This window comes from Actinoplanes hulinensis, from assembly GCF_019429605.1.
GTDB lineage: Bacteria > Actinomycetota > Actinomycetes > Mycobacteriales > Micromonosporaceae > Actinoplanes > Actinoplanes campanulatus.
In genome coordinates, this window is the sequence record NZ_JAHXZI010000003.1 from 216,217 (window position 1) to 227,990 (window position 11,774).

Sequence of the window (11,774 nt, forward strand, 5' to 3'; positions counted from 1 at the left end):
CTCCAGGCTGCCGGCGTCCTCCCCCGTCCCCCCGGGGCGCCGGCAGCCGTCACTCGTCGACCACCGCGATGGGGATCATCGTCGTCCACCAGTCGACGGCCTCCTCGTCCGTGGACGGGTCCGATGGCGGCGGGCCGGGCGCGAGGGCAGGGGCGGAACGCGCGTTGTAGAGCGGCCGCAGCGGCGCTGCGGAGATGTCACCATCGAGTGCGGGTAACGCGAACGGCTCGACGCTGAACTCCCTCTGGCAGACGATCAGCCGGAGCCACATCCGCTGGGCGTCTCTGGACCAGCGCCGCCGGTCACTCACCGGGACCGGAACCGGGATCGGGCGTCCGTCCATGGCGGCCGCCAGCCCGTAGGGGCCGATGAAGTCCCCGGGGAAGAGCCGCACGTCCACCCCGAATTCCGTGGTGAGACCGAGTAGGGCGCAGTAGAGATGCTCGTCGCGGGTGTTTCGCAGCCGAACGAAGAGGGCCGGCGGTTGTCGGATCCCCGCTGTTCGCTGGGCATGCAGCCGGATCAGCCCGTCGCGGTCCGGCCGCAGGGATGTGCTGTCGGCGGGCGCCCACGCCTGACCGGGCCGAGACGGGACGACCTCGATCCGGACCGCCTCTCTCAAGCTGCTGGACGGGTTGTCGAGCAGGTAGGTGCTTCGCCACCGGGCGACGTGGTCCAGCGCGTCGGCGATGATCCGGGGCTTCCTCCCATCGATCTTGATGGCGAAGGTCATACGTTCCAGCGCCGCCCTCATGAGGATGCGGGCGGAGTCGCTCTGTACGACGACGTCGAGATCCGGGATCTCGCCGGAGGTCGCCTCGCGAACATACGGTGACGGATCGGAGAAGCGAGAGTCCTCTGTGTCGATCCCCGCCACCGTCTCGACGGCGAATGTGGTGGGGTGGGCGAGCATCGTGCTGAGGACGACCGGGTATTCGATGCCGGGATCGGGCTCCCAGCCATCCGGCTCGACGAGGCTGTCCACCATGCGCACGTCCACCACCTCCGCCTCCCTCGGTGGGGTGGTGTTCACGACCGCGACTCGGGTGCCGGTCACCACCGGAGCGCCGTGACACTCGCCGATGTTGATCTGCCATCCGTCCCTGCCCCGGTACATCACGATCGGGCTCGCGGGCGGTTTGGTCGCGCCACCCAGAAATGGCTGGTCGACTGCCGGGTCGGTGGGCGGATAGAGGGCGGGAGTCTGGTACTCCACCATGTTCGCGACGTCACGGCGGGCGGCGGTGATCAGTTCCCGGTAGGTCGCGGCCGGGCCCAGCCGCCTGATCGCCCGGACCAGCGCCCAGGAGAAGACACCATGGAACTGGCCGTCCATCGCGATCTCCATCGCGCTCTCGTGCGAGCGACAGGCGCTCAGCAACACGTGGGATCCCGCGTCTCGCCCGGACTCGGAGGGAGGGACCCGGCGATGGGGTTGCCCCGGCTCGGACGGCGGCTCCGCCCGCGCGTTCGGCTTGAGGGCGCCGTGGCACGCGTCCACCACGACGGCCACGTGGGTGCCGTTGTCGGTGATCCGGCCGATGAGGTCGGACAGTTCCGGGGCCGTGATCTCCGACCGGTCTTCGCCGGGACCATGGCAGATGAGTGTCTGGATCTTGCCGGTGGGATAGAGGTGCCATTGATCGGAGGGCGCCTCGATGGCCGAGCCGTTGCCGCTGAACCAGAACAGGACACTGTCGTCCGGTCCCGTCTCCTCCGCCAGCGCCCGCAACCGTGTGACGATCGCGTCCCGCGTGGCCGCGGCGTCCAGCAGCATGTGGATTCCCGGCAGGGGTGTCAGCATCGACTGCAACAACCGGTGAACCATCTCGATGTCGTTCACCGCCCCTCCGATCGACCGACGTCCCGGTCCCGCGTCGTTGATGCCCACCAGCAGGGCGGTGACCGTGCCCGTGCGGGGCGGTTCGGCGGCGGTGCCCGGGACGTCGTCGTACTTGTCGGCCTTCTCCGCCTCCCCGCGGGACACCGGCAGTTCGACCGTACGAAAGGGAATGCCGCCGGAAGTGAGGAAGGTCAGCCGCAGCGGCCTCGGATCCGTGCGCAGCTCCGCCACGTGCAGGACGAACCGGATCGGCCCGTAGGTTCCGCCGAACCGGTGCAGGACCAGCAGATCCGAACCCACCGACTCGACCTTGCCCCACGGCTCCCCGTCCAGCAGGCACCCGATGGTCTGCTCCTCCGCCGGGTAGGGCCACTCCTGCCCGTCCTCGACGGTCAGGTCCACGATCACCTGGTAGCGGGTGTTCGGCCGGACCTTACGCGGCCACCGCACGACGGGCTGGAGGCGAATCGGTGCGTCATTCATCGCGGACCGCCGCTTTCGGGAAGTGCCAGTCGCAGGGTGGTGTCCGGGTGGCCGAAGTAGACGTACCCGAAGCTTTGAAAGAAGTCGTCGTAATCGGCGTCCTCGCGCGTGTCCGGAATGCGCCGGGCCACCTTCGCGGCCGCCCTACGTCGCCGCCGCAGCAGGATCTCCGCGATCCGCTGCTCGCGATCGTACGAATCAAGCAGCTCGTAGGCGAAATCGTGCGAGTAGTCGATGCTGATCGGCCCGAGGGTGGCGATGACGCTGTACGCCCCACGCCGTAGGAACAGTTCCGCGAAGCTCTGCGTGGCGACGAACGAGTTGGGCCCCGCCGGTTTCGGGGTCCCGGAGTCGCACGCGTTCAGCAGCACCACGGCCGGGGAACGTTCGAGCAGGGGCATGCCGTAGTCGATCTCGTAGGTGCCGATGTTCTCACCGCCCAGGCAGAAGTCGCCGTCGTTCGCCTCGTAGGCGCCGTGACATCGCAGCATGACGAGCCCGACATGCCGGGTCTTGTCGCTGAGTTCGGTCAGCAGCGCGATCACGTTCCCGACCGGAGCGGACCGGTATGGCTGGAGCAGTTCGGAGAGCGCGGAACCGGTGCGCTCGGCGATGTCCGGTGTCTCCAGGGCCAGCACCCCACCGGTGCACGTGCCGGTCCGGGCGGCGAACCGTGCCCACCGGCTGAAGTCGAGGATGGTGGGCCAGCGCATCACCTCGATCTCGGCGCCGAGCCACCGCTGGCTGCGATCCGAGTAGTGCAACTCCCACGGGATCTGGAAGTCGGTAAGATCCAGGACGACGAGGCGGACCGGTGCGTCGTCGGCTTCCCCTGGGGAGGCCACGAGCCGTTCCAGCCAGTCGGTCACCCGCAGCTTGTCGCGCCACCACATGGCCAGCCGCTGGTAGGACTTCTTCCAGGCCTGGCCGCGCATCACATCGGCGACGGTCTCGTCCGGGCGGGTGTAGAAGTGGATCTCGCTGTTCCGGGTCTGGTCGGGTTCGCCGTCGAAATACCAGGTCAGCTTGAAGAACGAGTGGCCGTCACGGTGGTCCGACGTGACGCAGAGCAGGGCGGTCCGCTCGGGGATCCGGTCCAGGACGTGGGCCGCCTCGGCCGGGAACTGGACCGGTTCACCGTCCGGCGCGGTGGCGTCGCGGAGGTCGGTCTCGACCCGGGCCGCGGTCGTCAACGGAGCCGAGTCGGCGTTCAGCCGGGCGCGCATCGGAACCGGCCGGGTCATCGGGGGCTCGCCGGCGTCGGGATCATCACTGTGCCACCCATGGCGTCCGCCACCGCCCACGGCAGATCCGGGTAGGCGGCGACGTCCGGCGCCAGCACCACCGATCGGACACCCCGGATGGTACGGAGGCGGTCCGCCACGGTGATCGTGTCCTCGACGCCGCGCCGGGCGACCGGGCCGCCGGCCGGTTCGCCGAGGCTCATGTGCAAGGGAACGTTGCCTCGACCGTCGGTGACGACGAGGACGAGCGCGTCGTCGACCGGCGACCGGGTGCGCCGGGCGAGCCGTTGCGCCTCCGCCGCCGCCAGGTCCATGGCGTGCGCCAGTGGGCTGGCCTGTTGGCCCGGCTCCCGGTTCAGGGAGGCCGCCACTCTCGGGTCGGCGATGTCCCGGACCCGGTAGCGGGTGGCCTGGAGCGGATCCGGCGCGTCGCGGTGGCCGAACTCGACGACCGAGACCGCCGCCCGCTGCCGGAGGGCCCACCGCAGGAAGGGCGCCATGGCCGCGTCTGCGTCCCAGGTCCGCAGGCAGCTGTGGTCGAGCACGAGAATCAGGGCGCTCGCCGGTTCCGGGTGTCGCCGGTGCCGGCGCAGGTCACCGGCCCGCAGGTGGAGCCGGCCTGGCTCGCCGTCGCGTAACGGCCGGAACCGTAACGCGGCCAGCAGGGTGGGGACGATCGCCAGGTCGTCGAGACCGCGGGTGGGCTCGCTGCCGAGGACCGCTCCGGCGGCGCCGCGCCGGCGCGCACGCGACGACGGGGGAAACCGGAGCGGCTCCGGTGACGGGAGTGCCTCCGGGTCGTCCTCGGGATACCGGATCAGGTTCGGCTCGGCGTACAGGTCGGCCGGGTCGAGGGCGTGGTCGGGTGCCGGAACCACCTGGCGGTCGATCAGCGTGGCCGGGTTCGCGGCCACGCCAGCGGGATCGGCCGGCCGCTCCGGCGCCTCCGCGGTCTCGTGGCGCCGGTCCGGATCGGGAGTGTCCTTCGGGGACGGTTCCGTCGTCGCGGGCGTCACCGCGGTGATGCCCATCAGGTCGGCGGCCTGTTCGACGTCGTCCGCGGCGACCTCGTCCCGGCCGCTGAGAAGGGCCAGTGCCCGGCTCATCCGGCCGAGCGTGAGCGTGCGGCGTTCACCCGGCCCGGTACGCCCGAGGGCGACGACCTGGTCGAGTGCCCCGGCGCTGAACGGGATCGGCCGCCGCGCCGGTATCGGGCCCACCGGGCCGAGCAGTTCCCCGATCTCCTCCGTGAGCCTTTGGGAATCGTCGGCGGCGAGCCGGATCTCCGCCTCGACGAGCAGTTCGTTGAGGCTGGCGCCGTCGCAGCGGACCGGGAACCGGTCGAGCAGATGAGCGGAGAGCGACGCGGCGTCGGCCCGGTCGCAGACGGCGAGCCAGCACGCCCGCGGCGACCAGGTGTCCGAGGTGCCATGCCGCTCGGCCACCGCCACCTCCGAGCCGATGAGGGACACCGCGGCACGCTGCACGGCCAGCGAGGCGTGCGCGAGGTCGGGTACCACGATCACCGGAGTGGGCCGGTCGTTGTTCCTGGCCAGCAGGCCGGGGCGGACCTGTACGGCGCCGTCGGCGAACCGGAGCCCGAGCCACAGGTCGTCGTCGGTGTGCCAGGGTCCGAGCGATACAGGCCGCCGGGTGTCGTCGCCGACGGCGTCGAGGAGCCACGACGCGAGGGGGCGCAGCAGCATCGGGTCCAGATCGAGGAAGAGCACGCCCCCGATCCGGTGGTCGATCGCCATGCAGCGCAGCACTTCGAGCGCCGCCGGGGTGGAGTCGGTCATCTCAGTCCGCCGCGACTTTTCCCAGCGCCTCGTCGACCCGGCCGTCGTCGCCCGGCGTCCAGGGCCTCAGCGTCCCGGATTCGAGCAGCGGCCGCCGGTGCGCCAGCGCGAGCGGGGCCACCCTGCGCAGGTGACCCAGCTCGATCGACTGTGCGCCCAGCAGCGCGGCCCGTGCCCGGGCGGAGCGGATGAGCACCAGGTCGCCGCGGTGGCCGACGAGGTTGAAGGCGCCGGCGAGCCGGGCGCACGCGTTCGCGATGGTCTCGGTGATCGGCAGGCGGGAGCGGTGTGCCCGGGCGGCCGCCAGCCGGGCCCGGGTGGCGGCGTCCTTCTGCCGTGCCTTTGCCAGCCACTCGGAGTTCGGGTTGTCCTGTTCGTCCTCGAACCGGAGCACGGTCTCCACGATCTTGCGGCGGCTCTCGTCGTCGTCCTCGCTGGCCACCGCTACTGCCAGGCCGAACCGGTCGAGCAGTTGCGGCCGGAGCCCGCCCTCCTCCGGGTTCATGGTGCCGACCAGCGTGAAGCGGACGGGCAGGGGCACCCGGTCGATGTTGTCCCGCTGCACCACGAGCACCCCGGTGGAGGCCGCGTCGAGCAGGATGTTGACCAGGTGATCGTCGAGCAGGTTCACCTCGTCGACGTAGAGCATGCGCCCTGCCGACTCGCTGGCCTGTTCCATCAGCCCGGGCTGCCACTTCTCCTTGTTCAGTAGCAGCGCCTCCACGTTGAGGCCGCCGATCAGCCGGTCCTCGGTGGCCCCGATCGGGAGGGTGACCGGCAGCACCCCGAAAGCCATCATGCCGAAGGCGCGGATCGTGGTCGACTTGGCCGTGCCGCGCTCCCCGGAGGCGAGGACGCCGATGCCCGGATCGACGTAGGAGAGCTCCAGGGCCAGCCGCAGTTGCCGTTGGCCCACCAACTGCGAGTACGGCAGGATCGCGATGTCCGGTACGGGGACGGTCATCGGTTGCCACCTCCGGTGACGTAGCCGGCGGTGGGTGGCACTCCTTGGCGCCACAGATCGCACAGCTCTTGGTTGATCTTCAACTCGGCGGCCCGGTCGGCGGGCGCCGCGAGGTGCAGGGCGTCCAGCAGGTCGAATCGGTGCAGGTCGAACGCCAGCTCGACGGCCTCGCCGTAGGCGACCGCGGCGTGCACGGCCGCCCGGTAGGCGATGACCGATACGGTCAGCGGCACGAAGCCGAGCAGCCACCACCAGTGCGTCGCCTGGCTGAGCAGGGCGAACGTGGCGATCGCCGCGATGCCGGTGGACGCGGCGAGCCGGGCGGTGCTGTCCATGGTGTCCCGCCGGTCGTCGACGACCCCGCGCACGCTCTGGCCGAGGACCGCGTACAGCCGGGGCCACGCCACCACGGCGTCCAGGCCGTACGCCCGTCCCGCGTTGTCCTGCATGGCGGCCAGCGCGTTGCCGAGCGCGGTCGGCCGGACGAGGTGCTCCCGGGTGGGGAAGCGGCGGCGGAGCCGGGTGGCGGCCTGCCCGGCGGCCTGAACTGCCTGGTCGCCGGGTGTGCCGGTCGGGGGCGCCGCGGCCTCCGTCAACGTCCGCATCCGCGCGAGCTGGCGGCGGCGCAACAGTCCGGATCCGAGCGACGCAGCCCACCCGCCTTCCAGGACCCCGACGAGCGCCGACTGGAAGGGGTGCAGCACCAGCGCGAGGAGCACCACGACGACGATGATCAGCAGGGCCTCGGCGATCTCCAGGTTGGCGGCAGTCTCCCAGGCCGCCTTGAAGCTGATCCGTTCCCCGGGGGCGCCGGCCCACACCAGGATCAGCAGGAAGAGCAGGACCGCGTAGGTGGGGAAGTAGTACACCCGGAAGAAGCGGCTGCCCTGGAGACCGGCCGGCATCTCGGCGAGCGCGTCGAGGCTCATCGCAGCACCCGCATCCGGGCGCCCGTGCAGCAGGTGGGCGCGGTGCGCTCGTCGTAGTACATGGTGTGAGCGCTGTTCCCGCAGGATCCGCAGGTGAGGGTCAGCACCCGGTACTGGTTGGACTCGCCGGGCTGGGTGGCGCGGTCGCCGTCGCCGGCGCCCGGTTCGCCGCCGGCCTTGCCGAGATCCTTGAACACCCGGGCGCGGCTCGTGACGCCGACACGGACGCCGCCGACCCGCAGTTCGATGTGCGTGGACCCCGGATGCTCGTCGTACCTCTTGCGCAGGTCACGGCGAACCTCCGGGATGGACCTGCCGGCTGGCACGTCGTGAACGAGGTCAGCGTGGTCCACGGACGGATCCAGCAGAGGCTGGAATTTGAGTCGCAGCCTCTGCTGCTCCGTGTCGTCCATACCGATGTCTGACGGACCGGATTCACCAGCTGTGCATGGTGCCGTCCTCGAGGCGATTCACCGGCAACGACGCGGCACGGTACGGGTACCGCGCGGCCAGTTCCTCGTCGATGTCGACGCCGAGGCCCGGCTCCTCGGACGGGTGCAGGTAGCCGCCCTCGAAACGGTAGCCGTGCGGGAAGACGGCGTCGGTGGCCTCGGTGTGGCGCATGTACTCCTGGAGGCCGAAGTTGGGGATGGCCAGGTCGAGGTGCAGGGCGGCGGCCATGCAGACGGGGGAGAGGTCGGTCGCGCCGTGCGAGCCGCTGCGTACGTGATAGAGGTTCGCCAGGTCGAAGATGCGCCGCAGGTGGGTGATGCCACCGGCGTGCACCACCGTCGTACGGATGTAGTCGATGAGCTGCTCGGTGATCAGCTGCTGACAGTCCCAGATGGAGCTGAACACCTCGCCCACCGCGATCGGGGTGGTGGTGTGCTGCCGGATCAGGCGGAAGCCCTCCTGGAGCTCGGCCGGGACCGGGTCCTCCATCCAGGTGAGGTGGTAGGGCTCCAGGCTCTTACCGAGCCGGGCCGCCTCGATCGGGGTGAGCCGGTGGTGGACGTCGTGCAGCAGCTGGAGGGTCGGCCCGAACTCCTCGCGGACCCGGGCGAACACCTGCGGGACGTGGTCGAGATAGTGGGCGGTGGACCAGACGTTCTCGGTGGGGACGGCGGCGTCGGCGGGCTCGTAGAACATCCGGTCCTTGCTGACGCCGTAGGTGCTCTCCAGCCCGGGGATGCCGGTCTGCACCCGCACGGCCCGGTAGCCGAGCTTCACATAATCCGAGATCTCGGAGAGGACGGCATCGACGGAGTCGGCGTTCGCGTGTCCGTAGACGGTCACCCCGTCACGTGAGCGGCCGCCCAGGAGCTGATAGACCGGCAGGCCCGCGACCTTGCCCTTGATGTCCCACAGGGCGGTGTCCACGGCCGCGATCGCCGTCATCGTCACCGGACCGCGCCGCCAGTAGGCGCCCTTGTACAGGTACTGCCAGATGTCCTCGATCCGCGCCGGATCCCGCCCGATCAACTGCGGCACCACGTGCTCGGTGAGATAGGCGGCGACGGCCAGTTCCCGCCCGTTCAGCGTCGCGTCCCCGACCCCGTACACCCCCTCGTCGGTGACGATCTTCAAGGTGACGAAGTTGCGGTCGGGGCAGGTCACGACGACCCGGGCCTCGGCGATCTTCACTCGGGATCCTCCTTGACGAACGATGTCGATGGGTCCGGCTCGATGAAGTCTGTCAGTGCGGGTTTCCCCGGCCGCCCAACCATCCAGGGGTGCCCATGCGTTGGACAGGTGTGGACAGAGAATTCGCCGCCTTCGTCGAGGCACGCCAGCACCGGCTGCTGCGCTCGGCGTACCTCGTCTGCGGCGACCACCACCTCGCCCAGGACCTGTTGCAGGGCGCCCTCGTCAAACTCGCCCTGCGGTGGAGCCGCGTCCGCGACGGCGACCCCGAGGCGTTCCTGCGCACGGTCATCTACCGCGACGCCGTCTCCTGGTGGCGCCGGCGCCGGCGCGAGGACCTCAGCGACGACCCGCCGGAGCGCTCCGACAGCGGTGAGGACGTGCCGAACCGGCTGCTCTTCGCGGCGGCGCTGCGCAGGCTGCCGCCCCGCCAGCGGGCCGTGCTGGTGCTGCGGTACTTCGACGACCTCACCGAGGCACGGACCGCGGAGATCCTCGGCGTCACGGTCGGAACGGTGAAGAGCCAGGCCAGCGCGGGCCTGCGGAAACTGCGGGATCTCGCGCCGGAACTCGGCGAGATGGTCGGGAGGGGCTGACGATGGGAACGAACCGGCTCACGGAACTTCTCGAGGAGACCGCGGCCGAGGTGCCGGCGCCGGCGTTCGCCGCGACCGCCTGGGCCACCGCCCGCCGGGTCCGCCGGCGCCGGCAGCTGATCGCCGGGGTCGCCGCCTTCGCCACCGTGGTCGCGGTGAGCGTGCCGCTGCGCACCGGAGGCGGCGAACCCGCCCCGCCCGGCGTGACGCCGTCGGCGATCACCGTGGCCGCCGGCGTTGACGTTCTGCCGGCCGACCTGCCCCGACGCGCCGTCCCGCCCCTCCCGGCGACGCTGACCATCCCGGCCGACGCGCCGAGACTGTCCGAGCATCCCGTCGAGCGGGCGGCCGCGATCGTCCAGAAGACCGAACCCGACGCGGACGTCGACCCGGACCTGCACGTGCTCGACCGCGCCGGTGGGTGGACCCGGATCGACGTGGGAGACCTGGCGCCCACCCGCGACGAGGGCGGCAATCAGGCGTACGCGCTGCGCTCCACCGCCCTCTCCCCGGACGGCCGTCGAGTCGCCGTCCCCCAGCGGCAGGCCCTGGTCATCATCGACCTGACCACCGCGAAGGTCTACCGCGTCGCGGTGCCCGGCTACAACGAGCAGGTCATGTGGTGGGGCGAAGAGATCGTCTTGGTCGGGGCGGGCGGCCCCGGCGTGGTCCGGGTCGACTGGCGGGCCGGCACGGCCACCCCCGAGCCGGCCGGGATCTCCGCCTGGAACAGCGCCGGCGCCCGGGAGGCGGGCTCCGGAGCGCTCACCGAACTGGTCGTGATCGACGGCCGGCGGATGGCTCGCGGCTGGGTGCTGGGGGATCCGAAGCCCGCGTGGGAGTCGCCGATCGACGAGAGCGGCCTGCCCGGCGGCTACCGGATCAGCGAGTGGTACGGCCCGGCCCTGCCCGACGGCGCCGGCCGGGTGGCGGCCGCCGCCTGGGGCAGCCGTCCCGGCGCCGAGGGCTCCGAGATGGTCACCGTGGTGAACGGGCGCAGCGGCGTGGTGGAGCGGATCCTCGACCTCGGCTTCGGGCGCGGCAAGATGTGCTGCACGACGCTCGACTGGGTCGGCGACCACGTGCTGCTGGTGAAGACCGACCGGGAGGGCCTGATCACCTGGGACACGCGTACCGGGGTGGTCACCCAGGTCACCGCCGGCCCGATCGAGGCCCTCCTGTCGGTCCGCCTGCCCTGACCTACTTGTGGTTCACCCCGTGCATCAGCGCCAGGATCGCCCGGTTCAGCGGCACCGGCACCCCGTGCTGCTCGCCGAGCCGGACAACCGCGCCGGTGATCAGCTCGTGCTCGGTGGCCCGGCCGGCCAGCCGGTCGTACAGCATCGACGTGCCGTCGTCCTCGGCGAACCCGTCGTAGATCTCCATCGTGTGCTCGATGTCGGCGTCGGAGAGCCGGGCCCCGGCCGCCCGGCCCACCGCGATCGCCTCGTCGAGCAGCGCCCGGGTCAGCTCCCGGACCGCCGGCTCGTGCTGGATGACCGACATCCGCTTCATGGTCAGCGAGGTCACCGGGTTCGCCCCGACGTTGGTCAGCAGCTTGCGCCACGCCGCCGTGGAGAAGTCGGCGACCCGCTCGACGTGCAGCCACGACCCGTCCAGCAGCGCCGTGAACCGGTCCGCCGGATCGGTCCGCGACAGCTCCGTGACCGCCGCGGCCGGGCCCTCGCCGAAGGTCCCCCGCGCCGTGCTCGCGGCTGTCCGGGGCGCGTCCTCGCTGAAGGTCGCCCGCGCCGTGCTCGCGGCGGTGCCGGGCGCGCCCGGCACCGTGATCCGGGCGCCCATCCGGTGCAGCACGTGACCCGGGCCGAGCGACTCCGCCGCCACGTAGACCAGCGCCGGCAGCACCCGTGCGCCGCGCGGCACCAGCGGTTCGATCCGCTCGGCGTGGTCGACGCCGTTCTGGAGCACCACCACGGTCGTGTTCGGCCCCACCAGCGGCCCGAACCAGGCGGCCGCGCCCGTCGCGTCCTGCGCCTTGGTGGCCAGCAGCACCCAGTCCACCTCGGTCGCCTCGCTCGGGTCGACCAGCACCGGGACGTCCAGCTCACGAACGCTGTCGGCGCGCTCGATGACCAGCCGCTCCGGGCGGCGCCGGGCGCAGACGACGACGTCGTGCCCGGCGTCGACCGCCGCGGCGGCGACCACCGTGCCGACCGCTCCGGCGCCGATGACCGCGACCCGAGTCCTCGTGGACATGAACCAGCCTCCCGAATAACTGAGAATGTTTTCTCAGTTCCCATCTTGCGGGAGA

Annotated in this window: 10 protein-coding genes; 2 read left to right on the plus strand and 8 right to left on the minus strand. The window is 71.4% G+C overall.

Annotated elements, in window-relative coordinates:
• Positions 1-49: 49 nt before the first annotated feature.
• The 7 genes from KZ829_RS07325 to manD all read right to left on the minus strand — a co-directional run bounded on the left by KZ829_RS07325 (position 50) and on the right by manD (position 8,906).
• The gene (locus KZ829_RS07325; protein ID WP_220143076.1) at positions 50-2,326 is read right to left on the minus strand and encodes a caspase family protein; all 2,277 of its coding nucleotides are present in this window, start codon (positions 2,324-2,326) and stop codon (positions 50-52) included.
• Positions 2,323-3,570 (minus strand): CHAT domain-containing protein, encoded by a 1,248-nt coding sequence (locus KZ829_RS07330; protein ID WP_220143077.1) that lies wholly within the window; start codon positions 3,568-3,570, stop codon positions 2,323-2,325. The genes KZ829_RS07325 and KZ829_RS07330 overlap by 4 nt, the downstream gene beginning before the upstream one ends.
• Positions 3,567-5,369: a hypothetical protein gene (locus tag KZ829_RS07335; protein WP_220143078.1), complete on the minus strand. Its 1,803-nt coding sequence runs from the start codon at positions 5,367-5,369 to the stop codon at positions 3,567-3,569. The genes KZ829_RS07330 and KZ829_RS07335 overlap by 4 nt, the downstream gene beginning before the upstream one ends.
• A gap of 1 nt (position 5,370) precedes the next feature.
• Positions 5,371-6,333, minus strand: coding sequence for an AAA family ATPase (locus KZ829_RS07340; RefSeq protein ID WP_220143079.1), 963 nt, complete (start codon positions 6,331-6,333; stop codon positions 5,371-5,373).
• Positions 6,330-7,262, minus strand: a complete 933-nt coding sequence (locus tag KZ829_RS07345) for a hypothetical protein (RefSeq protein ID WP_220143080.1) — start codon at positions 7,260-7,262, stop codon at positions 6,330-6,332. The genes KZ829_RS07340 and KZ829_RS07345 overlap by 4 nt, the downstream gene beginning before the upstream one ends.
• A complete protein-coding gene (locus tag KZ829_RS07350; RefSeq protein WP_220143081.1) occupies positions 7,259-7,588 on the minus strand; it encodes a hypothetical protein in 330 nt (109 codons plus the stop codon). The genes KZ829_RS07345 and KZ829_RS07350 overlap by 4 nt, the downstream gene beginning before the upstream one ends.
• 109 nt (positions 7,589-7,697) lie before the next feature.
• Positions 7,698-8,906 carry a D-mannonate dehydratase ManD gene (gene manD, locus KZ829_RS07355; protein WP_220143082.1) on the minus strand — a complete coding sequence of 403 codons (1,209 nt, stop codon included), beginning with the start codon at positions 8,904-8,906 and terminating at the stop codon, positions 7,698-7,700.
• Positions 8,907-9,016: 110 nt separating this feature from the next.
• On the opposite strand from manD, the gene KZ829_RS07360 reads away from it, so the two are divergent.
• Together KZ829_RS07360 and KZ829_RS07365 are read left to right on the plus strand one after the other, a co-directional pair.
• A complete protein-coding gene (locus tag KZ829_RS07360) occupies positions 9,017-9,502 on the plus strand; it encodes a SigE family RNA polymerase sigma factor (RefSeq protein ID WP_308285373.1) in 486 nt (161 codons plus the stop codon).
• Positions 9,503-9,504: 2 nt separating this feature from the next.
• Entirely contained in the window at positions 9,505-10,701 is a 1,197-nt protein-coding gene (locus KZ829_RS07365) for a hypothetical protein (RefSeq protein WP_220143084.1), read from the plus strand.
• A gap of 1 nt (position 10,702) precedes the next feature.
• Here KZ829_RS07365 and KZ829_RS07370 read toward each other — a convergent pair whose 3' ends face one another.
• Positions 10,703-11,719 carry a 2-dehydropantoate 2-reductase gene (locus tag KZ829_RS07370; protein WP_220143085.1) on the minus strand — a complete coding sequence of 339 codons (1,017 nt, stop codon included), beginning with the start codon at positions 11,717-11,719 and terminating at the stop codon, positions 10,703-10,705.
• Positions 11,720-11,774 lie beyond the last annotated feature (55 nt).